Below are 26,205 nucleotides of genomic sequence, written 5' to 3' on the forward strand. Positions count from 1 at the left end.
TCAAGACCTTTGCCCAAAACGATAAGTCCATGGGTGGCGAACTGGGGTTTTGCTCGGTGCTGCACACCCACACCCGCTGCCTGGACTACCATCCGCACGTGCACATGGTCGTTCCGGGTGGCGTCGTGCATAAAGCCCGCAGACAGTGGCGCAAAGTTCGCGGACGTTATTTGTTCAACGGCCGCGCCCTGGCCGCAGCGTTCCGTGGCGCCTTCCTACGGGCATTGTCGGAGGCCGGCATCGCGCCCGGCCCCACGCCCAGGAAATGGGTCGCCCACTGCAACCGCGTCGGCAAAGGCACAGAAGCTCTGCGTTACCTCGCGCGCTACCTCTACCGCGGCGTCCTCAGCAACGCCAACATCCTCTCTGACGATGGCCGCAATGTCACCTTCCGTTATCGCGACGCCAAGACCAATCGGTGGAAAACCCGCACTGTGACCGGTGAGCAGTTTATCGGGCTGCTCTTGCAGCACTGTCTGCCCAAGGGGTTTCGACGTGCGCGCGATTATGGCTTTTTGCATGGCAATGCGAAGGCTGTGCTTCGCGTTCTACAGTGGGTGCTTCGTATACAGCCGTCCGCCGTACCGCTTAAGAAAACTGTGAGCCGGCCTTGCCCGCACTGCAGCGCCGCCATGCGTGTGAGCGGTATCGTCCACCCCAAAAACAGGCCGGGATAAAGCCGGCGATAGCACGGACGCCAAAGTACGCGAGGATGAACAGGCTGTAGCGACAGGGGTGACCATCTCTATGTGACATTGGCATCAATTTTTATCGCCTTCCGGGCGAGGTCCACGCTCGCCCAGCGTTCGCGCCGCCCTTCCGCGGGCGGCATTGTGATACCAGCCAGCATTCAATTTATTTACTTAATAAGGACCACCGGGCTCGTTCAACAATCAGATATGTTGCGGCAAGCGCAACATATCCTTATTTGTTATGTTTGGAGCCACTGAACCACATAGAATGGAACCATGTATAGCACTGAAGAGAGGACGAATAGCACGATGGCCAACATCAGTTTGATGGTACCGGATTGGAAACCGTAGCCGCGATAGAAATAGTAGGCAAGTCCAATAGGGGCGATGAGCGCTGCCGAAAGCTTTGCCCCTGCTGGCGGGGACGTTAGGCCTTGCTCGAGTGCGTGCTGGCCAACCCACCAATAAAGCATGAACGCAATTACGAACACATGGGTCACGAGCGCGGCTTCGGCCAGCAAAGGCCACCTCGCCTCTACGATTGCAGAAACCAAGAAGGTTCCGACTAGCGTTCCGGCAATTATTCCAGATTTCTTCATGCGATCTCGTCAAACATAACGCCGCGCACAACGGCGCGAGCTTGCGAGCGTCCGGCCACCGCTTGCGGTGGCGAATTGGTGCGCCTTGTTATGAGTTGCCATCACCTACTACCCCAACCATAGACTATTAAGTGATTGATTAATGCATGGGACTCTTTGCCACCCTGAACTTCGCCCGATAACTCATTGCCACCCCATGCCTCGGTCATGAAGTGGTCGTGTGAGTGGCCAGATATTTCAGCTTCCACTGCTATGGCCTCTAGACGGGAAGCCAACCACCGGAGTTTTTCAGGAGAACCGTGAATGAACACCTGCTCTGCTTTTTTATCTTTTTCTACGGTTAGCATTTTAATCCCAAAAACTCATAACAGTTTAATCATTGGCGCAACGCTCATATTTACATGTTGCTGATCCACGCTCAAGTGGGCGGCGTCCGATGGACTGAAAGTTGTTGTCTGGCAACGACTTGGATGGGTTTCTTCAAGGGATTTCGGCCGTAAATATGAGCGTAGATCAACGCATCCGTAATACTCATGCGCACAGACGCTTAGAAATATTTAAAAAAAACAATAACTTATCGCCTTTCGGATAATACTCGACAAAGTGTCGATGAAAAACGGCGTGAGAACGAAAGCCGGAACCCAGAGACCAATCTTACGCGCAGACGGTGGAGTGATGTCGATCGGCCACTGTGCTGCTGAACGGCACGGTCACACCCGTTTAGGTTGGAGGGGTTTGCGCTGATGATTGCCGGAGGGCGGGAAGGGTGAGCGGAAGGGGTGAGCCGGAGCGGATGCACGGATACATCCACTCCGGCCCTGAAGGGTAGGGCTCGTTACGCGCGGGCAAACAGCCAGGGGGCTTGCTGCTTACGACGTTCTTCGTAGGCTTTGATTGTGTCCGCGTCCTGCAGGGTGAGGCCGATATCGTCCAATCCGTTCAGCAGGCAGTGTTTGCGGAAGTCGTCTACATCGAAGTGAAAGACATCGCCACTGGGCGTTACTACCTGTTGCTGCTCCAGGTCCACGGTGAGCTCGTAGCCCTCGCTGGGGTAAAGCTCGGCGAAGAGTTGATCCACTTGAGCCTCGGTCAATACGACCGGGAGCAAGCCGTTCTTGAAGCAGTTGTTGTAGAAGATGTCCGCGAAGCTGGGGGCGATCACGCAGCGGAAGCCGTAGTCGTCCAGCGCCCAGGGGGCGTGCTCGCGGCTGGAGCCGCAGCCGAAGTTCTTGCGGGTGAGCAGGATCTGGGCGCCCTGGTAGCGGGGCATGTTCAGCGGGAACTCGGGGTTCAGCGGGCGGCCGCTGTTGTCCGCGTCCGGTTGTCCTTCGTCCAGGTAGCGCAGGCCATCGAACAGGTTGGGACCAAAGCCGCTGCGCTTGATGGATTTGAGAAATTGTTTCGGGATGATCAGATCCGTATCCACATTGGGGCGATCCATGGGAGCGACAATGCCGGTGAGTGTGGTAAAGCTTTTCATTGTCTTTTCCTTAATCGAGAGTGCGCACGTCAACAAAGTGTCCGGTAACGGCTGCGGCCGCTGCCATGGCCGGGCTGACCAGGTGGGTTCTGCCACCGTAGCCCTGGCGCCCTTCAAAGTTGCGGTTTGATGTGGAGGCGCAGCGCTCGCCGGGCTCCAGTTTGTCCGCGTTCATGGCGAGGCACATGGAGCAACCGGGTTCACGCCATTCGATACCGGCGGCCGTGAACACTTCATGCAGGCCTTCCTGTTCGGCCTGGGCTTTCACTGCGCCGGAACCGGGGACGATCATGGCCCGCTTGATGGACGGTGCTTTTTGCCGGCCTTTGACGACTTCGGCCGCTTCGCGGATGTCTTCGATGCGGGAGTTTGTGCAGGAGCCGATGAAGACCACGTCCACGGGAATGTCGCCGATGGCCTGCCCCGCCCGCAAATCCATGTAGGCCAGTGCGCTCTTGATGCTCTCCTTGCGGGTCGGGTCCGGCTCATCGTTGGGGTTGGGCACGCGGCCATTAACCGGTACAACCATCTCCGGAGAGGTTCCCCAACTGACTTGGGGCTCGATGTCTTCGCCCCGCATTTCCACGACGGAGTCGAAGTGCGCGTCCGGGTCGCTGTGGAGGTTCTTCCAGTCTTCTACAGCGCGCTCCCATGCTTCCCCGGTAGGGGCAAGCGTGCGCCCTTGTACGTAGTCGATGGTCTTCTCATCCACGGCCACCATGCCGGCGCGTGCGCCCGCCTCAATGGCCATGTTGCAAACGGTCATGCGGCCTTCCATGGACATGTTCCGAAAGACTTCCCCTGCAAATTCGATGGCGTGGCCGGTGCCGCCGGCGGTGCCGATCTTGCCGATGATGGCGAGCACCACGTCTTTGGCGGTCACACCCAGGGGCAGTTTGCCGTCCACTTTCACGAGCATGTTCTTCATCTTCTTGGTGACGAGGCACTGGGTTGCCAGCACGTGCTCCACCTCGGAGGTGCCGATGCCGTGGGCCAGTGCGCCCAACGCGCCGTTGGTGGCGGTGTGGGAGTCGCCGCAAACAATGGTCATGCCCGGCAGGCAGGCGCCTGTTTCGGGGCCGACCACATGGACGATCCCCTGCCGGCGATCATTGATGGTGAATTCCTGAATCCCGAACTCGGTGCAGTTATCGTCCAGGGTTTGCACCTGGATCCGGGAGATGGGATCGGCAATCCCTTCCACACCCGCCTGCCGCTCCGCGGCGGTGGTGGGTACGTTGTGGTCCGGCGTGGCGATGTTGGCGTCCACCCGCCAGGGTTTGCGGCCGGCCAGGCGCAGCCCTTCAAACGCCTGGGGGGAGGTGACTTCGTGAATGATGTGCCGGTCGATGTAGAGCAGCGCGGAGCCGTCGTCCCGCTGCTTCACCAAGTGGGCGTCCCAGAGTTTGTCGTAGAGGGTTTTACCTGCCATGTCGCACCTGTTCCGGTTCTTTGTTTGGGAGTTGAGAAGATAGGCGATACGGATGAATAACACAAATTCATATTTTTAATATTTTGCATTCCTTTTTGGAATTCGCTAGGGTGCTCCCATAAAAGATCAACGCGCCGACGCGCTCCCCATGATCTGCGGAAATTTGCATGGAAACTCAGAACCTTCTGGCCTTCGTACGGGTTGCCGAAAGCGGCTCGTTCTCCATCGCCGCTGAGGCGCTGCACCTCACTCAGCCGGCCATCAGCAAGCGGGTGGCGGCCCTTGAGGAGCAGTTGTCCGCGCGGCTTTTTGACCGCGTGGGGCGGCAGGTGCGGCTGACGGAAGCCGGGCGGGTGCTCCTGCCCAGTGCTCATCGCATTCTGCAAACGGTGCGAGAGGCCCGGCAACACCTGAACGACTTGTCCGGCCAGGTGGGCGGGGAGCTTAACCTGGGGACCAGCCATCATGTGGGGCTGCACCGGCTGCCGCCTGTCTTGAGCCAATACGTTCGGCAGTATCCGGATGTGGATTTACAGCTGAGTTTTCTGGACTCCGAGAAGGCCTACGCAGAAGTGCAGAGCGGCCGGCTGGATCTGGCCGTTGTGACCCTGTCCCCCAATCCGCCGCCCTCGATCGAGTCGCGGATCATCTGGGACGATCCGCTGCGCTTTGTTGCGTCGCCAAGTCACCCCCTCGCCCGGCGCACTTCGCTGACTCTGGGTGAGCTCTGCGACTACCCGGCGATACTGCCGGAGGCTCACACCTATACGGCGCAGATCGTAAACCAGCTCTTTGAGGCCCGCCGGCTGCCGCTGACCACCAAATTGGCAAGTAATTTCCTGGAGACGATCAAGATGATGGTGTCCATCGAGCTGGGCTGGAGCGTATTGCCGGAGACTCTGATCGACGAACAGCTGCGGGTGCTGCCCGTGGACGGCATTCAGCTCGCCCGGACTCTGGGCTGCATCCTGCATAAAGAGAGAAGCCGGAGTAATGCGGCCCGCCGCTTTCTTGAGCTGATTGACGGGCCGGATTAACAGCGCTGAATAACCGGTGACCCCGTCACATTTGTTGGACGATTTGGCTGGCTTAACCCACAAAGCTCAGCTATTTTGGTAAATTGCGCGCCAACTGCCTCTTTTGGGGCGGTCTGCTTCACAGACCTGATTTTTCACATCTGGCAAATAAGACACTCTGAAAACGCAAGAGAGGGATCCATGAACAAGCTAGTTAAACCCCTTTGCCTGGCCGGCCTGCTTAGCGCTTCGCCTCTGGCATTCAGCGACACCATCCTCGGCATTTACGCGGGCGGCGGTGTCTGGCAAACGGATCTCTCCGGTGAGGTGGGCGACGTGGATCGGCTGGGCGCCAACCTGGAGGATTTCGGGCTGGACGAACAGGACAACGAGTTCTACTACGTTGCACTGGAGCATCCGATTCCGCTGATTCCCAACATCCGCCTCCAGAACACGGATATGTCCATGTCGGAGCTGAGTTCCATCAGCCGGACTTTTGATCTGGATGGGCAGACCTATACGGCTGGCGAGACAATCGCCTCGGACCTGGACTTCAGCCATCTGGATGCGACCCTCTACTACGAACTGCTGGACAACTGGGTGAACCTGGATCTGGGTTTGACCTTCCGCAAGTTCGACGGCGAGGTTCGATTCCGCAGCGAGACGACCGGCGCTTCCAGTGACCAGACTCTGGATGAGACGGTTCCCATGGTTTACGGCAAAGCCCAGTTCAATCTGCCGCTGACCGGCTTTTACGTAAGCGCGGGCGGCAACTTCACCCGCTACGACGACAGCGATATGAGTGATCTGCAAGCAGCCGTGGGTTATATGTCCGATGGTCTGGTGCTGGATTTCGGTGTCGAGGTGGGCGTTCGCAACTTCTCCGTGCAGCTGGACGACGTGAGCGACCTGGATGCGGACCTGGATCTGGAAGGCGCCTTCGCTTCCATTTATCTGCACTTCTGATTCGCGGCGTAGCTGTTGGGTTACGCTTCGCTAACCCAACCTACCCGTAACTCCTCACCGTAGGTTGGGTTAGTCAAGGGCCGTAACCCAACAACCTTCCGGTAGCACGTGGTATTTGTTGGGTTACGCTTCGCTAACCCAACCTACCCGTAACTCCACACCGTAGGTTGGGTTAGGCCGCAAGGCCGTAACCCAACAACCTTCCGGTAGCACGTGGTATTTATTGGGTTACGCTCCGCTAACCCAACCTACCCGTAACTCTACACCGTAGGTTGGGTTAGGCCGCAAGGCCGTAACCCAACAGTTTTCCGGTAGCACGGGTTGTTTGCTTGTTGGGTTACGCTTCGCTAACCCAACCTACCCGCAACTCCGCACCGTAGGTTGGGTTAGGCCGCAAGGCCGTAACCCAACAACTTTTCGCACCCACCCTTCAGCGAATCACAAAATCATCCGCATCATCCAGCGCGCGGAATTTGTTCCGGTAGCGCTGCAGTTGCGCGTGATCGAGGGTGACGGTGTAGCATCCCGCCCGGGTTCCGGGTTCCACCATGGGCTTGCCTTTCGGGCTCAACACCACACTTTGGCCGTTGTGGGCGGTCCCCTTGCCGTCGTCTCCAATCCGGTTGACGCCGGCCACGTAGCTCATGTTCTCGATGGCGCGGGCCACCAGCAGGCTCGACCAGTGGTTGATGCGCACCTTGGGCCAATTGGCCACGTAGAGCAGCAGGTCGTAGTCGTTGCGATTGCGGCTCCAGACCGGGAAGCGCAGGTCGTAGCAGACCAGCGGGCAGCAACGCCAGCCCTTGCAGTCCACCACCAGCCGCCGGTTGCCCGCCGTGTAGAGTTTGTCCTCCCCGCCGAAGCTGAACAGGTGGCGCTTGTCGTAGCTGTGCAGGGTTCCGTCGGGTCTGGCCCACAGCAGCCGGTTGAAGTACCTGCCGCCCTCTTCGATCATTACACTGCCGGTGATGTCCGCGTTCAGTTTCGCCGCTTGCGCCTTCAGCCATTGAACGGTCGGCCCCGTCATGGGTTCGGCCTGGGCGGTGGAGCTGAGGTCGAAGCCCGTGGTGAACATTTCCGGGAGGACGATCAGGTCGCTGCCCTGGGCTTCCTTCTCCAGCAGCTTTTCAAAACGGTCGCGGTTGGCCTGGGGCTGCTGCCAGAGCAGGGATTCCTGAACAATGGTCAGTGTCAGATCCTGCATGGGCCGGTTTACCTGTTCAGCTCGGAAGGAATACGGGGTATGCCGCTGTTCACATCCGCATTTTGCCCCCGGTGGCGGAGGTAGTGGTCCAGCAGCACGATGGCTGTCATGGCCTCGGCGATGGGAGTCGCGCGAATTCCGACGCAGGGATCGTGACGGCCCTTGGTAACCACTTCGCGCGCCTGTCCATCTATACCGATGCTTTGGCCCGGGAGGCGAATACTGGAGGTGGGCTTGAGGGCGATGCTGGCCACCAGGTCCTGTCCCGATGAGATGCCCCCCAGAACACCGCCGGCGTTATTGCTGGCAAAGCCCTCGGGGGTAATTTCATCCCGGTGCTCGGTGCCCTTCTGTTCGATGCTGGCGAAACCTGCACCGATCTCCACGCCTTTGACGGCATTGATACTCATGAGTGCATGAGCCAGGTCGGCATCCAGGCGATCGAAAACCGGCTCGCCCAGGCCCGGCGGCATGCCGGTGGCGACCACGGTGATTCTGGCTCCAATGGAGTTCCCCTCTTTGGAGAGTGCCGCCATGAAGTCCTGCATGGCTTCCACCTTGTCCGCATCGGGGCAGAAGAAAGGGTTGTTGTGTACCTCGGCCCAGTCCACCGTGTCCACTTTGATGGGGCCCAGTTGAGACAGGTAACCCCTCACCTCCACCCCCAGGTGCTCGCGCAGGTATTTCTTGGCAATTGCCCCCGCCGCCACACGCATGGCGGTTTCCCGCGCCGAGGAGCGGCCGCCGCCCCGGTAATCCCGCACGCCGTATTTGTGCTGGTAGGTATAGTCCGCATGGGCGGGGCGGAAGGTGTCCTTGATATCGCTGTAATCCTTGGAGCGCTGGTCGGTGTTCTCGATCAGCAGCCCGATGGGCGTGCCGGTGGTCCGGCCTTCGAAGACGCCCGAGAGGATTTTTACTTCATCCGCTTCCCGGCGCTGGGTGGTGTAGCGGGACTGGCCTGGCCTGCGCCGGTCCAGATCCCCCTGGATGTCCGCTTCCGTCAGGGCGAGCCCGGGAGGGCAGCCATCCACAATGCAGCCGAGGGCCGGCCCGTGGCTTTCGCCGAAGGTGGTCACGGTGAACAGTTTGCCAATGGTGTTGCCGGCCATAATCGTGCTTCCCGGATGTCTGCTGAATGACTGAGTATGTACGCTGCCGGCCCGCTGGCAATCGCCCGCCCGGCGGCAAAAGGGGGCGGATTATAGCATTTTGGCCACCGCGGGAACTGAGCGGTCCCTGAGGCTCAGCGGAAGTGCCGCTGGAGTTCCTCGGCGGTCAGCACAAATACCCCGTGACCGCCCCGGGCAAACTCCAGCCAGGTGAACGGAACCCGGGGATAGGCCGCCTCGAGAGCCTCCCAGCTGTTGCCCACTTCCACGATCAGGCAACCTCTCTCGCTCAGGAAGTCCGGCGCCTCCCGTAGCAGGCGACGACAGAAGTCCAGGCCGTCCGGCCCGGAGCCCAGGGCGATTTCCGGCTCCGCCTGGTATTCCGCGGGCATGGCGGCCAGGTCCTCTGCGTCCACGTAGGGCGGGTTGCAGACGATCAGGTCGTACTGCTCCCCTTCCACTGCGGAGAACAGGTCCCCTTCCACCGCCCGCACCCGGTCTTGCAGCCCGTAGGCCAGCAGGTTGTGTTCCGCGACGGTATGGGCCGCGCGAGAAATATCGCTGAGGTCCACCAGAGCCTCCGGAAAGGCCAGGGCCGTGGCAATGCCGATACAGCCGGAGCCGGTACACAGATCCAGAACCTTGTCCGGCGCCTCCTGAACCCAGGGGGCGTAGTGGTTTTCGATCAGCTCGGCAACGGGCGAACGCGGCACCAGAACGTCCTCCGTGACCCGAAATTCCAGCCCGGCGAAAACGGCGGACCCGGTGATGTAGGCGGCGGGAATGCGCTCGTCGATGCGGCGCTCGAACAGTTCCACAAGCCTGGAGAGCTCAGCCTGATCCAGGGGCCGCTGCAATATGGCCTCCCGGTCCCAGCTTTCATCCATCCAGGAAAGGCCGAGACCATGAAGGGCCAGGGCGACTGCCTCGTCCCAGGCGTTGTCGGTGCCGTGGCCGAAGTAAAGGTTTGCTTGCTGGAAGTTGTATTCCGCGCATCCCAGGGCCTCTTGCACAGTGCAGGGGGCGCTGGGCCAGGTGTATGTGGTTGCCATGAGTGCGATCGTTCCCGGTGATACTGGAAAAGGCCTTTACGGCCACGAAAACTTGTCGTAGGGTTGCGCCTGCTTGCGCCGTGGGTCGCCACGGCTGATTCTCAGAGATCGACGATGAAAGAAGACTACGCCCGCATCATCCAGGCCATCGGCGAGGATGTTACCCGCCCCGGACTGAAAGATACCCCCGCCCGCGCCGAAGAGGCCATGAAATTTCTGACCCGCGGCTACGGCCAGACGGTGGAGGAAATCGTCAACGGGGCGCTGTTTCCCTCCGACTCCAGCGAAATGGTGCTGGTGCGGGACATTGAACTCTATTCCCTCTGTGAACACCATCTGCTGCCGTTCATCGGCAAGGCTCACGTGGCCTACATCCCCACCGGCAAGGTGCTCGGTCTGTCCAAGATTGCCCGCATCGTGGACATGTTCGCACGCCGCCTGCAGATCCAGGAGCAGCTCACCATTCAGATCGCCAACACCATCGAAGAGGTCACCGGCGCGCTGGGTGTGGGCGTGATCATCGAAGCAAAACATATGTGCATGATGATGCGCGGCGTGGAAAAGCAAAACTCACTGATGACCACCTCCGCCATGCTGGGTGCCTTCCGCAGCAACCCCAGCACCCGTACGGAATTCCTGTCGCTGATCAATCGGTAAGGTTAGCGCACCACCAGCTCCACTCTGAAACTCTGATCCCGCTTGCCTTCGCTGCTGCGGGGCGGAACCAGACTGCCCACACCGTGCACTTCCAGACGATCTTCGGGGACTCCTTCTTCCACGAGGCGCTCGACCAGTCGGCGGGCGTGGCCTCGTGAGCGTTCCATCTGCTCGTCCAGCGACCCCCGGGCGTAATCGTGGCCCACCACCCGCACACTTAGCAGACGATCCCGGCGCAGGGCCTGGGCCAGTGCTGCCATGTGCTCGGGCTGAAACTCCAGCCGCCCACCCTGCAGACGCAGCCCCGAGACCGCGTAATAGCCACGGTCCCGCAATTGTTCGGCAATCGCCCCCGGATTGGGGGCCACCCCCAGAGCGGATTCCTGCTCGGTGCGCAGCAATTCCAGGTGCGCATACACTCGCCCGTTGCCGCGCCGAACTGTGTAGATCACCACGTAATTGAGCTGGTCCTCCTGATCCACGGCCTCGAAGATGCCGTAGTACTGATCCTGGTCGAGGCCGTAGAGCTGTTTGATCTGGAATACATCGTTCGCCCAGCTGTTGCTGCTGCCGCAGTTGCGCTCGCTGCACAGGTACAGAGCGCGGGCATCCAGGGCGGCCAGACGCTGGCGGTAGTAGCGGTAGATCTCCTCCGCGTCGTGACCGCTCGGAATCTGCAGGGTGACGCGGCTCAATTCCCCGGCCCGGCGCAGTTCTTCCTCCGGGGCCCAGCGGCCGCTCACTTTCTGGGTGGCTCCAGTGGCGAGGCGATAGTCGACCACTCCCCCATCGGAGCTATCCACCACCTGGGAGCGCAGATAGGGGGTGAGCAGTTCATTGAGGGCCTCCTGGGAGACAGCCCCGAAACCGGCCATCGGGAAGAGCGCCGCCAAAAGTATCGCCAGCCAGGACTTGGGCAAACGCGAAGATTGTGATCGTCCGGTACGAAGCATGATCAGCCGTTATCGATGATGAAAAAAGCGGTTCAGAACCGGTGCCAGGCGGGCCGCCGATTCGCGCTCCATGTGCAGGTGATGGCCGCCGGGCAGCCGATCCACCTGTACCTGCGGATAGCGGGCCACCAACTGTTCGAAGCGGGCGCTCAAGCGGGGAATCCCCTCCTCCGCCAGGGTCAGATGAATAGGTGCAGTCACCCGCTGCACGAAAGCATCCGCATGATCTTCTGTCAGTCTGAACCCGGAAGCGGCCTTGAGTTGCGGATCGTTGCGCCAGGTGTAGCCCCCGTCGACTTCCTTGAGGCCCCGCCGGACCAGCAGGCGCGCGGCCGATTCGCTCAAGGGGATTTCGCTGCGCTGGCGCACCAGGACAGCGCTGTCCGGGTCCGGGTAGAGGGCGAAGCCGCGCTGGCGGTGTCGCCGGCGGTCAATGATGGAGCGCGCGAGTTGCTGGGGCGCCTCCTCTGCGGGCGTCAGGGTGGGGAGGAGCCCGTCGAGGAGCGCCAGATGGCTGATCCGTTCTGGAAAGGTGCCCGCCGCCAGGGTACAGATTGCGGCTCCCCGGGAGTGGCCCAGCAATGCGAACTGCTGCCAGCCCAGCTGATCCGCGACCTCGAACAGCTCACCCACGTCTTCCCAGATATTGTAGGTGGCCCGGTGGTCGCTGAGGCCGTGTCCGGCACAGTCGAGTGCCACCAGGTGTACATCGTCCAGTTGGGGTGCCAGCACATCGAAGCTTGCGGCGTTGTCCAGCCAGCCGTGCAGCGCCAGAATCGGCAGGCCGCCCGGCATTCCCCACTCCTGCCCCGCCAGCACAAGGTCCTGCAATTCAAACTGGATGTTGCGGCTGTTGCCCACTGCTGTCACTGAATCCATCTCTGTCCTCGTTTGGCCGGCCCGTGAGCCGCCCTTCAAAACCGCATCGCCGCGCTACCGCAGCCAGATCAACTCACCGCAACCCAGGGCGGGACAATCAAGCTCGATGCGGGCCAGCGCACCGGTGTCCATGGGATAGTAGCCGTTGGCCTTTCCGCAAAGGCCGCTGACCAGTTCCCCCAGCAGCGGCTGATGACCCACGAGAAGGTAGTCGCCGTCCTGATCCAGGTCGATCAGTAGTCGATCCACAACATCGGTGGGCGTTGATTCGGGCAGGAGCACCTCGCTGGTCTCCCGGGCAACGGCTCCAGTCACCTCGCCCACCAGGTCGGCGGTCTGTTGGGCCCGCACCAATGGGCTGACCCACATCTGGCTCACGCCGGCCAGTTCCTCCGAGCTCTTGCTTAAAACCTGACGCACTTCGCGCCGTCCCGCCTCGGTCAATTCCCGGGCGGCATCACTGGGGGCGAAGGTTTCCGCCTGTCCGTGCCTAAGTACAAACAGTTTCATAATTCGATTTATTCTTTGTAGGAATCAGGTTGGGATCAGACGCGCGCAGCGGCCCTGGTGTACTCCACGTCCTTGTTCTGCTCTCCAAGCATCAGCTGTCGCATGACATCGGCGATGGCCTTGCCCTCGAAGAGCACGGCGTAGAGCCCGCACACCAAAGGCATGTAGACCGATAATTCCTCGGCCTTCTGCTTGACCAGTTTGACGGTATTCACCCCTTCCACGGCCTGGCCGATCTCGGCCATGGCCGCTTCCACGCTCTCCCCCTTGCCGACGGCATAGCCGAGGCGATAGTTGCGGCTGAGGTCGGAGGTACAGGTCAGAATCAAATCACCCACGCCAGAGAGGCCGAGGAAGGTCATGGGGTCGGCCCCCAGGCGGGTGGCAAAGCGGCCCATCTCCGCCAGGCTGCGGGTCAGCAACATGGCGGTGCTGTTGTGTCCCACCCCGAGGGCCGCGGCCATACCGGCCATGATGGCGTACATGTTTTTGAGAGCGCCCCCGAGCTCCACCCCGTAGAGGTCCTCGTTGGTGTAAACCCGGAAGGTGTCGGAACTGAGAATGGCGGGAATCTTGGCAAGAACAGCCGGCTCTTCACTGGCGATCACCGTGCCCGTCAACTGGCGCTGCACAATCTCCTTGGCGAAGTTGGGGCCGCTGAGTACTCCGATGGGTACACCTGGAAGCTCCTGCTGCAGAATCTGACTCATCAGGGTGAAGCCCTGGGCTTCGATGCCCTTGGTGGTACTGATCACCATGGCGCCTTCCTGCAACAGGGGGGCGGCACGACGGGCCACCTCCCGAAAGGCTCCACTGGGCACACTGATGAACACGATATTGCTTGCGCGCAGCGCTTCGTCAAAATCGGAGGTGACAGTGAGGTTGGGACTGAAGGTATATCCCGGCAGGTAGTCGGCATTTTGGCGCTCGCGTTGGCAACGCGCGGCCCGCTCCCCGTTGCGCATCCACAAAAAAGCGGGATGGCCGTTGGTGGCGATGATGTTGGCAACGGCGGTGCCGAAACTGCCGCCGCCCAAAACGGTGATTCTGTCCCCAGACGCCATAACTTTCCTCTCGGCGCAAGCGCCCTACTGCATAAGTCTGTTACGGAAAAGAGCCGCTATAGCCCCAAGAAAAGAGAGTCTATGTGAGCTTAAGGCGCAATTACAAGTTGAGCTGATCCTCGATACACCTGCGCCGGGGGTTTGAACACACTGAACCGTCGAGCCCCGCCGCCGATTCGCGGACACGCGCCGGACATCCATGTCCGGACGGCGAAGCAGCGACGGGCTAGTGGGAGAGTTCCAGCAACAGCTTGTTCAGGCGCTGCACATAACTGCCCGGGTCTTCGAGGGCTCCGCCTTCCGCCAGGTGGGCCTGATCGAACAGAATGCGGGTGAGGTCCGCGAACCGGTCCTCATCAGGCTCCTGATCGAGCTTCTTCACCAGCGGGTGCTCCGGGTTCAGTTCAAGGCTGGGCTTGCTGGATGGCACAGTCTGCCCCGCAGCTTCCATGATGCGACGCATCTGGGCGCCCATGTCGTATTCTCCGACCACCAGACAGGCCGGCGAATCGGTGAGCCGGTGGGTAAGGCGAACCTCTTCCACCTGGTCTTCCAGAACCTTTTTGGTGCGCTCCAACAGGCCCTCCAGTTCTTTGCTGACCTCTTCCTGCTTTTTCTTTTCTTCCTCGGAGTCCAGATCGCCCAGATCGAGCGCACCCTTGGCCACGTCCTGGAAGGACTTCCCGTCGTACTCCATGAGGCTGTTGACCAGCCACTCATCCACGCGATCGTACATGAGCAGCACTTCGATGCCCTTCTTGCGGAAGACTTCCAGGTGGGGGCTGTTTTTCGCGGTGGCGAAGTTTTCCGCCACCACGTAGTAGATCTTGTTCTGTCCGTCTTTCATGCGGCCGACGTAGTCGTCCAGGGACTGATCCTGCTCCGCCTTGTCCGTGTGGGTTGTGGAGAAGCGCAGCAGCTTGGCGACCTTTTCCTTGTTGGAGAAGTCTTCCGCCGGGCCTTCCTTGAGGACCTGGCCAAACTCCTTCCAGAAGGTGGCGTACTTTTCCGAATCCTTCTTGGCGAGCTTTTCCAGCATGTCCAGAACCCGCTTGGTCAGGGCGCTGCGCATGGCCTCGATGTTCGGGTCCTTTTGCAGAATCTCCCGCGAAACGTTCAGGGACAGATCATTGGAATCCACCACACCTTTTACAAACCGCAGATAGAGCGGCAGGAACTGCTCGGCATCGTCCATGATGAAGGTGCGCTGCACGTAAAGCTTCAGGCCGCGGGCGCCATCGCGGTTGTAGAGATCGAACGGCGCACGCTGGGGGATGTAGAGCAGGCTGGTGTAATCGAGCTTGCCCTCCACCCGGTTGTGGCTCCAGGTGAGCGGCTCGCTGAAATCGTGGGAAATGTGCTTGTAGAACTCCTGATACTCCTCGTCCTTGATGTCGCTGCGCGCGCGAGTCCAGAGGGCGGTGGCGGTGTTGACGGTCTCCCACTCGGGGCGCGCTTGCTCCTCCTGCTTTTCCTTGTCTTCGGATTCGGCGCTTTCGGGCTCTGCCTCCTTGCGCATTTCGATGGGCAGAGAGATGTGATCGGAATACTTCTTGATGATGGTGCGCAAACGCCAGCGGTCGGCAAACTCCAGGGCGTCTTGCTTCAAATGCAGGACTACGGTGGTGCCCCGTTCCGGGCGCTCGATGTTCTCGACAGTAAACTCTGCTTCGCCCAGGCTTTCCCAGCGCACCCCTTCGGAATGTGCGAGGCCCGCGCGGCGGCTGAACACTTCCACCTTGTCGGCCACGATGAATGCGGAATAAAACCCTACACCAAACTGGCCAATCAGCCTGGAATCCTTCTTCTGATCCCCGGTAAGGTTTTGCAGGAATTCGGCGGTGCCGGATTTGGCGATGGTGCCCAGGTGTTTGATGACGTCGTCCCGGGACATGCCGATGCCGTTGTCACTGACGGTGATGGTTTTGGCGTCCTTGTCGAAATCCACCCGGATGCGCAGCTCCGGATCGTCCTCGAACAGCTCGTTTTTGGACAAGGCTTCAAAGCGCAGCTTGTCCGCCGCATCGGAGGCGTTGGAAATGAGCTCGCGGAGGAAAATCTCCCGGTTTGAGTACAGGGAGTGAATCATCAAATGCAGCAGTTGCTTGGCTTCCGTTTCGAAACCCCGGGTTTCCTTCAGTGCTTCTGCGGACATGGTTGCGCTCCTGAAACTGGTATCTGGCAGTCTGTATAACGTCCCCGTCCGACGGAGGCTCCGTGGGCGGGCTGAAAAAGAGAGTGTCAGAAATGGGGACGCAACCGGGGAATTCAACCCGGCAGGCGAAGGTTACTGAGGGAAGATTCAGACCAGCAGGTAGTGGGAGCGCGCGGTTGCCGTGGTAACACTGCGATCATCCTGCCAGATGCGGACTGCCACGTTGGCCAGCTTTCGCCCCTGCCGCACCACCTCGCAGGCCGCATAGCTGTCGGTCAGGCGGCAGGCACGCACATAATCCACGGAGAAATCCACCAGCTTCGGTATGCGCACAGGGCCCTGGAGCTTGTCGGGATCGATGGACATGAGCAGGCAGACCACCGCGGACATCTCCAGAAACCCCGCCACCGCGCCGCCGTGCAGAGCAGGCAGGACCGGATTGCCCACGTTCAACTGGCGCGGCGGCAGGTGGAAGATCAGTTCGCCGTCCTCCTCCAGGGCCCGTATGCCCAGGAAGCCGGCATAGGGGATGGCATCCACCAACAGCTGGGCCTGGTTTTGTTCCCGGGCCCGGCGGAACACCTCCTGAAAATCCGGTGAGCCGCTCATGACTGGCCCTCCCCGGAAGGAGCCGTGCCGGTGTCCGCCACTCTCTGACTGATGGGCGTGAAATTGAACAGCCCCCGGACGATGGGACGTTCGGGGTCATCGTGGAAGATGATGCCGCTCGTGAAGATAACCGAGGAGGTGACCCGATACGCCTCCGCTTCGGCGTTCAGACGCTTGCGGGGGTCTGGCAGCCCCATGTGGTCCATGCGCAGATCGAGGGTGGGAGAAAAGGCGATTTCCTCGCCCGATGTGGCCGCCGCCAAAGCACAGCAACTGTCCAGCAGGGCCGTCATCGCCCCCCCGGCCACAATGCCGCTGGTCCCGCTCACGGCCAGTTCTTCCTGCCAGTCCATGTACATGCCCGCCCGGCCGGGTTCAATGAAACTGCATTTGAGCCCCAGGGCAGCCACGTGGTTCTCGCGAGCGGCGTTAAGGCGCGAGATGAAGTACTCGCGGAATTTGGCCAGCTCGCTTTCGTCCACCCCTCGCCTCCTGCTCAGACCCGAGCTTTTTCAACGGCGGGTGCTCCACCGTGGTTGGTGGGGATGGTGTTGGGTATGGCGGAGTGATCCCGCACGCCGTCCCGCTCCCGCATGGTCAGGAAGGGCTTCTCCACGTAGACATGCACCAGCGCCGAAAACGCCATGGTAAGCACGACCGTGATGGCAAAAATCAGGAACACCTGGTAGGTCGTCACTGCGGTAATCGATTCGCGATCCGTGGTCCACAGCGCGATCACCGCGCCAATCACAATAAAGATGAAGTGGAACAGGTAGATGGGAAAGATCAGCTGCGCCACGGGATGCCAGATCTTCCAGGACAGGACCCAGTCCACCCAGCGGCTGATGCCCACCGGGCACAGGGCCAGCAATACCACGATGGAAAGCCCCACCGAATACACGTAGCGATCAAAGGCCAGGAAGAGCAGATTGAACTGGGGGTCAAAGGTGTCGTAGAAGTCCGCGAAGCGGTTCTCGATCGGCAGGGATATAGACGCGACAATCATCCCCAGTCCCGCGAGGACCAGCACGGTGTTCAGCACCATGTGCCGGCTGAGGAATTCCTTGATCTGCTTGCCATGGTAGTGGTGCAGGTAGGCCACCAGCATACCCAGGAAGAAGGCACCGATCCGCACGTCCAGATCGTAATAGAGCTGGTTGGCCAGCAGGGAGCCGTACTCGCTGTCATAAATGATCTGATAGAACGGGCTTTCGTAGATCTCCGGATTGCGCGCCACAATATAGTAACGCCAAGCGAAGCTGGCCAGCACCAGCGTGGTGAGGAAGGTGATGCGCCAGGGGATGCTGTACATCACCAGAATCAGAAAGGGCAGCAGAAAGTAGAAGTGAAGCTGCACATCCAGCGACCAACCCACGGGAATGACGTGGCGCTCGCCGGGGATGTAGTTGCTCATGAAGATCAGATTCGACCAGAGGTGGCCAATGTTGTCCTTGTCCGTGGGCAGATAAAGAAGCAGGGCGACAATGAACACCGGCATGATGCGCATCAGGCGTCGTTTGTAGAAGCGCATGAACTGAATGCCCGAGGTCTTCTCGTATTCCCGGAACAGGGTGTAACTCACCAGCAGGCCGCACAGAACAAAGAGCGGATCCGAACCCTGGGACTGCCACATCCACCCCAGGTATCGGGGAAACTCGGCGATGAAGCGATCGATGTAATCGAAGTTGTCCTTGAGCAGCACCACGACGCCAAAAAGCACGTGGAACAGCACCATGAGCAACACCGTAATGGCCCGCACGCCATCCAGAGTGGCGTAGCGGTCGTGGGGACGAATGAACACATCCCGCAGGTCTTTTTTTACATTGAGAGCTTCTTTATATCGGGACCAGAAGGAGCTAGCCATAATCACCTATCACTCGGAACGATTCTGCTTAGCCGATAATCATGTCACCATTTGCGGGTGATTTCCATGTAGGGGCTCCCTTCTTTTTCACTGCGCTGCAACGTTCTGACTCTCGCGGAGAATGCATCGCTGCGCCGGCTGGCGTTGGGGACGCGGCCTCGGAAAACCCTTCGTCATAGCCCCCGGTTATTGTTTTCCCGCGAGTCATAAGGACTTGCGATAGCGACCATAGCTATAGGTTATTTGCCTAGCTCATGGGTATTTTTTAAGATAGCGCACTGGTTCACACCCGCAGAACAAGCGTATCCCTTTGTTTTGCAAGAGGAAATCTTTGTTTGCGTGGCAGTTGTGAACCATGCTTGGAGAGCACAAGCCTGGTCCTCGAGGCCGGGTATCACCAAAAATAAGTGTGCCCGCGGGCATGCTTGAATCTGATCGGAGACCAGACGCTAGACATCGAGATGGCCCTGCAGCACTCTGGAAACCACCCCCATCCGAGATGGGAGACAGGTGTTCAGAGCTGAGCGGAAAGCATCGAGATTCAACCCTGAGGTTCAGACGTCCAGACACCGCTTCGAGGGAGTCACTGCAAGGCTGCGGCTTTTGGCTGGCGGGATTGCTCAACAACCCGTCAAGTCAGCGAAGCACCTTGCATCTGTAAACAGGTAGTAGGCACATCGCCTGTGTTTTTCCCGTTTTCCCGCAATAACTTTGCAAGCCCCGGTTTGCAAGCTGGACGCCCTACACACTTCAGGATAGCCAAGGCTCATAAAACCTGTGTGACTGACTATGACAGTGATTGCAATACCCAAGGAACAACGTGCGGGTGAAAAGCGGGCACCGCTCTCGCCAGCTGTTGTGAAGAAACTGGTACGCCTCGGCGCTACCGTGCAATTGGAAGCCGGCGTAGGCATGAACTGCGGCTACGCCGACCAGGACTTTGTTGACGCAGGCGGCGAGATCGTTGCCGACCGCACGGCCCTGCTCGGCAATGGCGACATTGTGCTGCGCATCCAGAAGCCGGCCATCGAAGAAGTCGCTGCGCTCAAGTCCGGCTCCATTCACATCAGTTTCCTCGACCCCTTCAACGAGCAGTCGCTGGTGGACGCATTCCGGGAGAAGAACATCACTGCCCTGAGCATGGAGATGATTCCCCGCACCACTCGTTCCCAGAAAATGGACGCGCTGAGCTCCCAGGCCAACCTGGCGGGCTACGTCATGGTGATCCTGGCGGCCGAGCGTCTGAACCGAATTCTTCCCATGATGATGACCCCGGCCGGCACACTGAAGCCCGCGCGGGTCTTCATCATCGGCGCCGGGGTGGCGGGCCTGCAGGCCGTCGCGACCGCCAAGCGCCTGGGCGCGAAGGTCACCGCCTTTGATACGCGCACCGTCGTTGCCGAACAGGTGGAATCGCTGGGCGGTAAATTCCTGCACATCGACCTGGGTGAAACCGGCCAGACCAAAGACGGCTACGCCACCCAGCTCACCCCGGAACAGATCGAGAAGCAGAAGCAGGGACAGAAGGACGAGATCGCCCAGTCCGACATCGTCATCACTACCGCCCAGGTTTTCGGGCGCAAGCCTCCGGTGCTGGTCAGCAAGGACATGATCGCGGGCATGAAGCCTGGCAGTGTGATCGTGGACATGGCTGCGGAAACCGGCGGCAACGTGGAGGGCTCCGTGCCCGGAGAAGACGTTGAGATCGACGGCGTGACTGTGATCGGCAGCGGCAACTGGCCCAGCCAGGTTTCTACCGACGCCACCGAAATGTACGCGAGCAACCTCTTCAACCTCATCGCCGATTACTGGGACGAGGAGAAGAAGGCGTTCACCCTCAACTTTGAAGACGACATTCTGCAGGGTGCGGTCATCACCCACGACGGCAAGATCGTCAACGAAGTGATCAGCAAGCATTACCAAGGAGCGTAACAATGGAAATCGTCTATCAGGTCTTCGTCCTTGTGCTGGCCATCTTCGTGGGTTTCGAGCTGATCCGCAAAGTGCCGGCTACTCTGCACACTCCCCTCATGTCCGGGGCCAACGCCATTTCCGGGATCACTCTGGTGGGTGCTCTGGTTGCCGCCGGCGGCAACGTCGAGCCCACCCTCGCCAAGTACCTGGGAACCGCAGCGGTTGCCTTCGCCACCATCAACGTGGTGGGCGGCTATATGGTGACCGACCGCATGCTGGCCATGTTCAAGAAAAAAGAAAGTGGTGGTAAGTAATGGATATTCTCGTTAACTCTTCATACGTCGTCGCCACGGTTCTTTTTATCTTCGGCCTCAAGCTGCTGGGACATCCCGGAACCGCTCGCAAGGGCAACATGCTGTCCTCCCTGGGCATGCTGGTGGCCGTGGTGGTTACCCTGCTCGCCGGTGGCATCGTGGACTTCTCCTGGATCATTGTCGGCTTCCTGGTGGGGGCCGTGATTGGTGCCCTGGCTGCACGTCTGGTGGCCATGACGGCCATGCCGGAAATGGTGGCCCTGTTCAACGGCTTCGGTGGTCTCGCCAGTTTGCTGGTGGGCTGGGCCGCGGTGGAAACAGGCCTCAGCAACTTCGTGCTGATCACCATCTTCCTGTCCATCCTCATCGGCGGCGTGACCTTTACCGGTTCCATTCTCGCCTGGGGCAAACTGAGTGAGAAAGTCACCGGCCGCCCGGTGCAGTTCGTGGGCCAGCGCTTCGTCAATGCCGCCATCCTGATCGCCATCCTGGTGTGCGGTGTGCTGTTTGTGATGGAACCGGCCGATCCCACCTGGCTCTACCTGGCCATTGGCCTGGCTGCGGCCCTGGGTATTCTGGCCGTTCTGCCCATTGGTGGCGCGGACATGCCGGTGGTCATCTCCCTGCTGAACAGCTACTCCGGTGTTGCCGCGGCGGCTGCGGGCTTTGCCATCGAGAACAACATTCTCATCGTAGCCGGGTCACTGGTGGGCGCGAGCGGTATCATCCTCACGCAGATCATGTGCAAGGCCATGAACCGCTCCCTGACCAACGTGCTCTTCTCCGGCTTCGGCAAGGTCAGCAAGTCTGCCGAGAAAATCGAAGGCGAGGTCAAACCCCTGTCCGCGGATGACGCGTACTACGTGCTGGAAGCCGCCACCAGCGTTCTGGTCGTACCCGGCTACGGCATGGCTGTGGCCCAGGCCCAGCACGCGGTGAAGGAACTGCAGGAGCTGCTCGAGGACAACGGAGCCGAGGTTCACTACGGCATCCATCCGGTCGCCGGCCGCATGCCCGGGCACATGAACGTGCTGCTGGCCGAAGCGGACGTGTCCTACGACCTGCTGCTGGAAATGGACCAGGTCAACCCGCGCATGGAAACCTACGACGTGGCCATCGTGATCGGTGCCAACGACGTGGTAAACCCGGCCGCACGCGAGATGGAAGGCAGCCCCATTTACGGCATGCCGGTGATCAACGTGGACAAGGCGCGTACCGTGTTCGTGCTCAAGCGCTCCATGGCTTCCGGCTTCGCCGGCGTGGACAATCCGCTGTTCTTCAAGGAGAACACGCGCATGATCTTCGGTGACGCGAAGGAAACCCTGAATACGCTGATACGCGCGTTCGGAGACTGATCCTCTCGTCCGATCGAAAAAAAGCCCGGCCCCGGCCGGGCTTTTTTATGTCCGCAATTTGGGGGTCGAGCCATGAACCGAACGGACCTCGCAACATATTGGCGCGGGGAGCGCGGCTCCCTCCTTGACCCCTCCCGAAGCCGGTTGTAGCGTCTGGAGGACGTGCTTCCGAGGAGTCGACCATGAGCGAGTTCGAGCATCGTCTGCCGATCAAGGTGGACAGTACCTCCAACGGGGAGTTTGCCCCCATCCCTCTGTCACCGCTGAACCGGCAGGCCAACAGCCTGGCCAGGGAAGCCATTGGACGGGACGCCAGGCGCGCGGGCATGGATCGACGGAAGTTTCTGGTTTCGGCCTGCGCGGCCGCCAGTACCCTACTGACCTTCAATCGTGTGCAGGCCCAGGCCGGTGCCATCGGCGGTCGGTTCGAACTGGCTGATGATGCCGCGGTGGACCCGCAACTGGCTGCGGAGCAACTCGGCGGTCGCGAATTCATTTTCGACGTCCAGGGCCACTTCGTAAATCCTCAGGGTGCCTGGCTGAAAAACCTGCCCGCCTCCGCGCGGCCATTGCGGCAAATGCCCAAGGCGGGCTGCGCGCTGGGCGACGAGCCGGGGGACCGGAGCTATCTGCAATGCCTGGGCAGCCAGGAATTCATCAAGGATGTGTTCCTCGACAGCGATACGGACATGATCGTGCTGTCTTTCGTGCCGTCCCGCCGGGATGCCGAACCCCTGACCATCGAGGAGGCTGCGGAGACCCAGGCCATCGTGGAACGGATGGACGGCACCCACCGTCTGATGGTGCACGGGCGCGTGAATCCAAACCAGGACGGCGACCTGGAAGGCATGGACGAACTGGCCGAGCGCTACCGGATCTCCGCCTGGAAGACTTACACCCAATGGGGCCCCGACGGCAAAGGCTTCTTTTTACATGACGACGTGGGCATCGCCTTTATTGAAAAGGCCCGCAGCCTCGGCATCAGGAATATCTGCATCCACAAGGGCCTGCCGTTCGGGCAGGAATCCTACGAGCACTCCCTGTGCGATGATATCGGCGTAGTGGCCAAGCGCTTCCCGGACGTGAACTTCCTTGTGTATCACTCGGGCTTTGTGCCGGGCCAGCCGGAACGGGAGTTCCGGCCCGAGCGAAACGAGGGTATCGACTCGCTGATCAAGACGGTGGTGGACAACGAACTGGGCACCAACAGCAATGTCTACGCGGAGCTCGGGAGCACCTGGCGCTATCTGCTGCGCGACCCGGACTCCGCGGCCCATGGTCTGGGCAAGCTGTTCAAGTATATCGGCGAGGATAATGTGCTCTGGGGAACCGATTCCATCTGGTATGGCTCACCCCAGGATCAGATTCAGGCCTTCCGGACTTTTCAGATCGGCGAGCAACTGCGTGAACAGTTCGGTTACCCGGAGATAACACCAGAACTGCGGGCCAAGGTCTTTGGGCTCAACGCAATGAAGCCTTACAACATCACTATGGAGGAAGTTCTGCAACGGGCCGGCAACGACCGGGTGGCCCTGGAACGACAGAATTACCTGAATGATCCCAGACCCCATTACAAGACCTACGGACCTAAAACCCGCCGGGAATTTCTCAACCTGCTGCGCGCAAGCGGTGGTTCACCGGGCTGACAGAGCGAGCACTGCCAGCCACCGGTTACCATTCCCCGCCAATCTTTTCCATGTCGAAGGGCGTGAGCTGGTAAACGTAGTAGTTCAGCCAGTTGTTGAACAGCAGGTTGCCGTGGCTCTTCCAGGTAACGGTGGGCTGCTGGGTCGGATCGTCGTTCGGGAAATAGTTTTCCGGAATCGAGGGATTCAACCCCGCCTTCATATCCCGCTCATATTCGTCCTTGAGGCAGTTCGGCTCGTATTCCGAGTGACCGATCACGAACACCTGGCGTCCGTCCTTGCGCGCGACCAGAAAGGCGCCCACCTCCTCCGAGGCGGCCACCACTTCCAGTTCGGGGCGGGACGCGATGGCTTCCATGCTGATCTCCGCATAGCGCGAATGAGGCGCATCGAACACATCATCAAAGCCGCGCACGATGGGCGAGTGGGGCTTCACCAGATGATGAGCGAAGACCCCGGACACCTTCTTGTCCAGAACCCGTTTCATGATGCCGTAGTGGTGGTACATGGCCGCCTGCACCGCCCAGCACAGGAACAGGGTGGAGGTCACGTGGGTGCGGCTCCAGTCCATGACCGTTTTCAACTCTTCCCAGAAGATCACCTCTTCAAACGGGATTGCGCCAAGAGGCGCGCCGGTAATGATCAGGCCGTCGAATTTGCGGTCTTTGACTCCCTCAAATTCCTTATAAAAGGTTTCCATGTGCTCGATGGATGTGTTCTTCGAGGGCTTGTCGTGAATGCGCATGAGCTCGAGGTCCACCTGCAGGGGTGTGTTCGAGAGCATGCGAATCAGATGGATCTCCGTCTCGATCTTCTTGGGCATGAGATTGAGCAGCAGAATCTTCAGGGGACGAATGTCCTGATGCTGGGCCTGCTGGTCGGACATCACGAAAACATTCTCCCGCTGGAGCACATCGGCGGCGGGTAGATTTCCGGGTAAGCGAATGGGCATGCCTTGTTTTCCTTGCAGTAGAAGACGACTGAAGTAACCGGGAGGCGGAGGAAGGGCGTAAAAAAACCCACTCTCTCGGCTCTGAACATCGTGCCGCTAAAGTAGGTTTCCGGAAGGCCATCATCTCTTTAGCGGCATTTTTAACGCGCCCGCAAGCTGACTCAAATCGGCGCAGGCTCATTCTAGGGCAAAGGCGAAGACAGGGTCAATCGACAGCAGCCACCCCGGGCCCGTTTGACGCGGAAAACAAAAGCCGTAGACTGATGCGGCTGTGCTCCACCTCAGCCTCACCACCCTTCACTCAACTTAAGAATAACGATGCCATTTCTCAATAATCTGGAAGCCGCCCTCAACGCCTTCGCCGACTTCATGTGGAGCACGCCGCTGGTCGTGCTCATCGTGGGCGGCGGTTTGTATCTGCTTGTCTATTCCGGGGCGCGACCCTACCGTCACCTGCCCCACGCCTTCGACTTGCTGCGGGGCAAGTACAACGACCCCAATGACCCGGGTCAGGTCCCCCACTCTCAGGCGCTGTCCACCGCTTTGTCCGGAACCCTCGGGCTCGGCAACATCGCCGGGGTAGCCATTGCGATCAGTGCCGGGGGGCCAGGCGCCGTGTTCTGGATGTGGGTCACCGCAGTGATCGGTGTGGCCACCAAGTTCTACACGGCTTCGCTCGCCGTCATGTATCGGGGCACGGACTCGGCGGGTGTCATCCGAGGTGGCCCCATGTACGTGATCCGCGAAGCACTGGGCCCGCGCTGGTACCCCCTGGCCTGGCTGTTTGCCGTGGCCGGCATGGTGGGCACCCTGCCCCTCTTCCAGGCCAATCAACTGGTGGAGTTGCTGCGGAACGTGGTGGTCATCCCCAACGGCTGGGCCACTGCCGAAGAGCACCTCTGGTCGGATCTTCTCACCAGCGCTGCCGTCGCGGCCCTGACGGGACTGGTCATCGCGGGCCAGATACAGCGGATCGGCAAGATTACGGTACGACTGGTGCCTGCCATGGTCCTGTTGTATCTGGCGGTCACCGCTTATGTGCTGATTCGCTACGCGAGCGACATACCGGCGGCGCTGGCCCTGATTGTGGAGGACGCTTTTACCGGCAACGCGGTGGCCGGCGGAGCGGTGGGTTCGGTGATCATGGTGGGCGTGCGCCGGGGGGCTTTCTCCAACGAAGCGGGCATCGGCACAGAGTCCATGGCCCACGGTACGGCGCGCACAGACGAGCCCATTCGGGAAGGGGTTGTGGCCATGGTCGGCCCCATCGTCGACACACTGGTCGTCTGTACCTGCACGGCCCTGATCATCCTGCTCACCGGAGTGTGGGACAACGGCGGCGATGCGGAGGGCGTATCCCTGACCGCCCGGGCCATGGCTCAGGTTCTGCCCGGCAGTGGTATATACATCCTGTTGGTCATGGTCGCTTTGCTGAGCTTCAGCACCATTGTCAGCTTCTGGTATTACGGCGCCACCTGCCTCGGCTTTCTGCTGGGCGCCGAGCGGCAGCACTGGTACACCCCGGCTTATCTTATATTGATTGTGCTCGGATCCATGGCGTCCATGAACACGGTGAATGGGCTTATCGTGGGCCTGTATGCGGTCATGGCCATACCGACCATGACCTCAACGCTCGTACTGGCTCCGCGGGTCAACGCGGCAGCGAGAAAGTATTTCACGCAACTGGCCCGTGAGCAGCAGGAACTGGCAGACCGTTGAAGAAGCCCCTCAGCAGCCTGCCCGCACAACGAGGGCCAGGGCGATACACTGCCCCGCGGGG

25 protein-coding genes and 1 riboswitch are annotated in these 26,205 nt (G+C 60.2%); of the genes, 9 read left to right on the plus strand and 16 right to left on the minus strand.

What is annotated here, in order from left to right:
- A partial coding sequence (locus tag ACURWW_RS14555) for an IS91 family transposase (protein WP_458618505.1) occupies positions 1-677 on the plus strand: 677 nt, incomplete at its 5' end.
- 254 nt (positions 678-931) lie between these two features.
- Here the strand turns inward: ACURWW_RS14555 and ACURWW_RS14560 are convergent.
- The 4 genes from ACURWW_RS14560 to leuC form a co-directional block, all read right to left on the minus strand.
- On the minus strand, positions 932-1,291 hold the full coding sequence (locus ACURWW_RS14560; RefSeq protein WP_445618391.1) for a hypothetical protein: 360 nt from the start codon (positions 1,289-1,291) through the stop codon (positions 932-934).
- A 101-nt stretch (positions 1,292-1,392) separates the two neighbouring features.
- Positions 1,393-1,638 carry an Imm32 family immunity protein gene (locus ACURWW_RS14565; RefSeq protein WP_458618506.1) on the minus strand — a complete coding sequence of 82 codons (246 nt, stop codon included), beginning with the start codon at positions 1,636-1,638 and terminating at the stop codon, positions 1,393-1,395.
- 488 nt (positions 1,639-2,126) lie between these two features.
- Positions 2,127-2,771 carry a 3-isopropylmalate dehydratase small subunit gene (gene leuD, locus ACURWW_RS14570; protein ID WP_445617732.1) on the minus strand — a complete coding sequence of 215 codons (645 nt, stop codon included), beginning with the start codon at positions 2,769-2,771 and terminating at the stop codon, positions 2,127-2,129.
- Between the two features lie 10 nt (positions 2,772-2,781).
- On the minus strand, positions 2,782-4,203 hold the full coding sequence (gene leuC / locus ACURWW_RS14575) for a 3-isopropylmalate dehydratase large subunit (RefSeq protein WP_445617733.1): 1,422 nt from the start codon (positions 4,201-4,203) through the stop codon (positions 2,782-2,784).
- Positions 4,204-4,370: 167 nt separating this feature from the next.
- On the opposite strand from leuC, the gene ACURWW_RS14580 reads away from it, so the two are divergent.
- Positions 4,371-5,240 (plus strand): LysR family transcriptional regulator, encoded by an 870-nt coding sequence (locus ACURWW_RS14580; protein WP_445617734.1) that lies wholly within the window; start codon positions 4,371-4,373, stop codon positions 5,238-5,240.
- Between the two features lie 180 nt (positions 5,241-5,420).
- Complete coding sequence (locus tag ACURWW_RS14585) at positions 5,421-6,185, plus strand: TIGR04219 family outer membrane beta-barrel protein (RefSeq protein WP_445617735.1); 765 nt, start codon at positions 5,421-5,423, stop codon at positions 6,183-6,185.
- A 430-nt stretch (positions 6,186-6,615) separates the two neighbouring features.
- On the opposite strand, the gene ACURWW_RS14590 is transcribed toward ACURWW_RS14585, so the two are convergent.
- From ACURWW_RS14590 to prmB, 3 genes are all read right to left on the minus strand, one after another.
- Complete coding sequence (locus tag ACURWW_RS14590; RefSeq protein ID WP_445617736.1) at positions 6,616-7,389, minus strand: amidohydrolase; 774 nt, start codon at positions 7,387-7,389, stop codon at positions 6,616-6,618.
- 8 nt (positions 7,390-7,397) lie between these two features.
- On the minus strand, positions 7,398-8,501 hold the full coding sequence (gene aroC, locus ACURWW_RS14595) for a chorismate synthase (RefSeq protein WP_445617737.1): 1,104 nt from the start codon (positions 8,499-8,501) through the stop codon (positions 7,398-7,400).
- 134 nt (positions 8,502-8,635) lie between these two features.
- Positions 8,636-9,553 (minus strand): 50S ribosomal protein L3 N(5)-glutamine methyltransferase, encoded by a 918-nt coding sequence (gene prmB, locus ACURWW_RS14600; RefSeq protein ID WP_445617738.1) that lies wholly within the window; start codon positions 9,551-9,553, stop codon positions 8,636-8,638.
- A gap of 114 nt (positions 9,554-9,667) precedes the next feature.
- Here prmB and folE point away from each other — a divergent pair, with 114 nt between their 5' ends.
- A complete protein-coding gene (folE, locus tag ACURWW_RS14605) occupies positions 9,668-10,210 on the plus strand; it encodes a GTP cyclohydrolase I FolE (protein WP_445617739.1) in 543 nt (180 codons plus the stop codon).
- A gap of 2 nt (positions 10,211-10,212) precedes the next feature.
- Here folE and ACURWW_RS14610 read toward each other — a convergent pair whose 3' ends face one another.
- The 8 genes from ACURWW_RS14610 to ACURWW_RS14645 all read right to left on the minus strand — a co-directional run bounded on the left by ACURWW_RS14610 (position 10,213) and on the right by ACURWW_RS14645 (position 18,244).
- Positions 10,213-11,103, minus strand: a complete 891-nt coding sequence (locus ACURWW_RS14610; protein ID WP_445617740.1) for a DUF4892 domain-containing protein — start codon at positions 11,101-11,103, stop codon at positions 10,213-10,215.
- Positions 11,104-11,172: 69 nt separating this feature from the next.
- The gene (locus ACURWW_RS14615) at positions 11,173-12,042 is read right to left on the minus strand and encodes an alpha/beta fold hydrolase (protein WP_445617741.1); all 870 of its coding nucleotides are present in this window, start codon (positions 12,040-12,042) and stop codon (positions 11,173-11,175) included.
- Between the two features lie 54 nt (positions 12,043-12,096).
- Positions 12,097-12,552: a phosphohistidine phosphatase SixA gene (gene sixA, locus ACURWW_RS14620; protein WP_445617742.1), complete on the minus strand. Its 456-nt coding sequence runs from the start codon at positions 12,550-12,552 to the stop codon at positions 12,097-12,099.
- Positions 12,553-12,587: 35 nt separating this feature from the next.
- Positions 12,588-13,616, minus strand: a complete 1,029-nt coding sequence (locus ACURWW_RS14625; RefSeq protein WP_445617743.1) for an NAD(P)H-dependent glycerol-3-phosphate dehydrogenase — start codon at positions 13,614-13,616, stop codon at positions 12,588-12,590.
- 226 nt (positions 13,617-13,842) lie between these two features.
- On the minus strand, positions 13,843-15,771 hold the full coding sequence (htpG, locus tag ACURWW_RS14630) for a molecular chaperone HtpG (protein WP_445617744.1): 1,929 nt from the start codon (positions 15,769-15,771) through the stop codon (positions 13,843-13,845).
- A 147-nt stretch (positions 15,772-15,918) separates the two neighbouring features.
- On the minus strand, positions 15,919-16,380 hold the full coding sequence (locus ACURWW_RS14635; RefSeq protein ID WP_445617745.1) for a PaaI family thioesterase: 462 nt from the start codon (positions 16,378-16,380) through the stop codon (positions 15,919-15,921).
- Positions 16,377-16,862 carry a PaaI family thioesterase gene (locus tag ACURWW_RS14640; protein WP_445617746.1) on the minus strand — a complete coding sequence of 162 codons (486 nt, stop codon included), beginning with the start codon at positions 16,860-16,862 and terminating at the stop codon, positions 16,377-16,379. Before ACURWW_RS14640 ends, ACURWW_RS14635 begins: the two co-directional genes overlap by 4 nt.
- A 14-nt stretch (positions 16,863-16,876) precedes the next feature.
- Positions 16,877-18,244, minus strand: a complete 1,368-nt coding sequence (locus ACURWW_RS14645) for an acyltransferase family protein (protein WP_445617747.1) — start codon at positions 18,242-18,244, stop codon at positions 16,877-16,879.
- Positions 18,245-19,033: 789 nt separating this feature from the next.
- On the opposite strand from ACURWW_RS14645, the gene ACURWW_RS14650 reads away from it, so the two are divergent.
- From ACURWW_RS14650 to ACURWW_RS14665, 4 genes are all read left to right on the plus strand, one after another.
- Positions 19,034-20,176: a Re/Si-specific NAD(P)(+) transhydrogenase subunit alpha gene (locus ACURWW_RS14650; protein WP_445617748.1), complete on the plus strand. Its 1,143-nt coding sequence runs from the start codon at positions 19,034-19,036 to the stop codon at positions 20,174-20,176.
- 2 nt (positions 20,177-20,178) lie between these two features.
- Complete coding sequence (locus ACURWW_RS14655; RefSeq protein WP_445617749.1) at positions 20,179-20,472, plus strand: NAD(P) transhydrogenase subunit alpha; 294 nt, start codon at positions 20,179-20,181, stop codon at positions 20,470-20,472.
- On the plus strand, positions 20,472-21,827 hold the full coding sequence (locus ACURWW_RS14660) for an NAD(P)(+) transhydrogenase (Re/Si-specific) subunit beta (protein WP_445617750.1): 1,356 nt from the start codon (positions 20,472-20,474) through the stop codon (positions 21,825-21,827). The genes ACURWW_RS14655 and ACURWW_RS14660 overlap by 1 nt, the downstream gene beginning before the upstream one ends.
- Before the next feature lie 182 nt (positions 21,828-22,009).
- Positions 22,010-23,473: an amidohydrolase family protein gene (locus ACURWW_RS14665; protein ID WP_445617751.1), complete on the plus strand. Its 1,464-nt coding sequence runs from the start codon at positions 22,010-22,012 to the stop codon at positions 23,471-23,473.
- 25 nt (positions 23,474-23,498) lie between these two features.
- On the opposite strand, the gene metA is transcribed toward ACURWW_RS14665, so the two are convergent.
- Positions 23,499-24,425: a homoserine O-acetyltransferase MetA gene (gene metA / locus ACURWW_RS14670; RefSeq protein WP_445617752.1), complete on the minus strand. Its 927-nt coding sequence runs from the start codon at positions 24,423-24,425 to the stop codon at positions 23,499-23,501.
- Between the two features lie 107 nt (positions 24,426-24,532).
- Positions 24,533-24,608, minus strand: a riboswitch (SAM riboswitch).
- A 135-nt stretch (positions 24,609-24,743) separates the two neighbouring features.
- Between metA and ACURWW_RS14675 the strand changes: the two genes are divergently transcribed.
- Positions 24,744-26,144 carry an alanine/glycine:cation symporter family protein gene (locus tag ACURWW_RS14675; protein WP_445617753.1) on the plus strand — a complete coding sequence of 467 codons (1,401 nt, stop codon included), beginning with the start codon at positions 24,744-24,746 and terminating at the stop codon, positions 26,142-26,144.
- The last annotated feature ends 61 nt before the right edge of the window (positions 26,145-26,205 follow it).

The sequence above is a fragment of the Gilvimarinus sp. F26214L genome (assembly GCF_054401055.1).

Coding starts and splice junctions, on each gene's coding strand:
- ACURWW_RS14635 (WP_445617745.1), bottom strand. CDS start 16,380: ATGAGCGGCTCACCGGATTTTCAGGAGGTGTTCCGCCGGGCCCGGGAA.
- aroC (WP_445617737.1), bottom strand. CDS start 8,501: ATGGCCGGCAACACCATTGGCAAACTGTTCACCGTGACCACCTTCGGC.
- sixA (WP_445617742.1), bottom strand. CDS start 12,552: ATGAAACTGTTTGTACTTAGGCACGGACAGGCGGAAACCTTCGCCCCC.
- leuD (WP_445617732.1), bottom strand. CDS start 2,771: ATGAAAAGCTTTACCACACTCACCGGCATTGTCGCTCCCATGGATCGC.
- ACURWW_RS14565 (WP_458618506.1), bottom strand. CDS start 1,638: ATGCTAACCGTAGAAAAAGATAAAAAAGCAGAGCAGGTGTTCATTCAC.
- metA (WP_445617752.1), bottom strand. CDS start 24,425: ATGCCCATTCGCTTACCCGGAAATCTACCCGCCGCCGATGTGCTCCAG.
- htpG (WP_445617744.1), bottom strand. CDS start 15,771: ATGTCCGCAGAAGCACTGAAGGAAACCCGGGGTTTCGAAACGGAAGCC.
- ACURWW_RS14625 (WP_445617743.1), bottom strand. CDS start 13,616: ATGGCGTCTGGGGACAGAATCACCGTTTTGGGCGGCGGCAGTTTCGGC.
- ACURWW_RS14590 (WP_445617736.1), bottom strand. CDS start 7,389: ATGCAGGATCTGACACTGACCATTGTTCAGGAATCCCTGCTCTGGCAG.
- ACURWW_RS14580 (WP_445617734.1), top strand. CDS start 4,371: ATGGAAACTCAGAACCTTCTGGCCTTCGTACGGGTTGCCGAAAGCGGC.
- ACURWW_RS14655 (WP_445617749.1), top strand. CDS start 20,179: ATGGAAATCGTCTATCAGGTCTTCGTCCTTGTGCTGGCCATCTTCGTG.
- prmB (WP_445617738.1), bottom strand. CDS start 9,553: ATGGCAACCACATACACCTGGCCCAGCGCCCCCTGCACTGTGCAAGAG.
- folE (WP_445617739.1), top strand. CDS start 9,668: ATGAAAGAAGACTACGCCCGCATCATCCAGGCCATCGGCGAGGATGTT.
- ACURWW_RS14675 (WP_445617753.1), top strand. CDS start 24,744: ATGCCATTTCTCAATAATCTGGAAGCCGCCCTCAACGCCTTCGCCGAC.
- ACURWW_RS14660 (WP_445617750.1), top strand. CDS start 20,472: ATGGATATTCTCGTTAACTCTTCATACGTCGTCGCCACGGTTCTTTTT.
- leuC (WP_445617733.1), bottom strand. CDS start 4,203: ATGGCAGGTAAAACCCTCTACGACAAACTCTGGGACGCCCACTTGGTG.
- ACURWW_RS14560 (WP_445618391.1), bottom strand. CDS start 1,291: ATGAAGAAATCTGGAATAATTGCCGGAACGCTAGTCGGAACCTTCTTG.
- ACURWW_RS14650 (WP_445617748.1), top strand. CDS start 19,034: ATGACAGTGATTGCAATACCCAAGGAACAACGTGCGGGTGAAAAGCGG.
- ACURWW_RS14665 (WP_445617751.1), top strand. CDS start 22,010: ATGAGCGAGTTCGAGCATCGTCTGCCGATCAAGGTGGACAGTACCTCC.
- ACURWW_RS14585 (WP_445617735.1), top strand. CDS start 5,421: ATGAACAAGCTAGTTAAACCCCTTTGCCTGGCCGGCCTGCTTAGCGCT.
- ACURWW_RS14645 (WP_445617747.1), bottom strand. CDS start 18,244: ATGGCTAGCTCCTTCTGGTCCCGATATAAAGAAGCTCTCAATGTAAAA.
- ACURWW_RS14615 (WP_445617741.1), bottom strand. CDS start 12,042: ATGGATTCAGTGACAGCAGTGGGCAACAGCCGCAACATCCAGTTTGAA.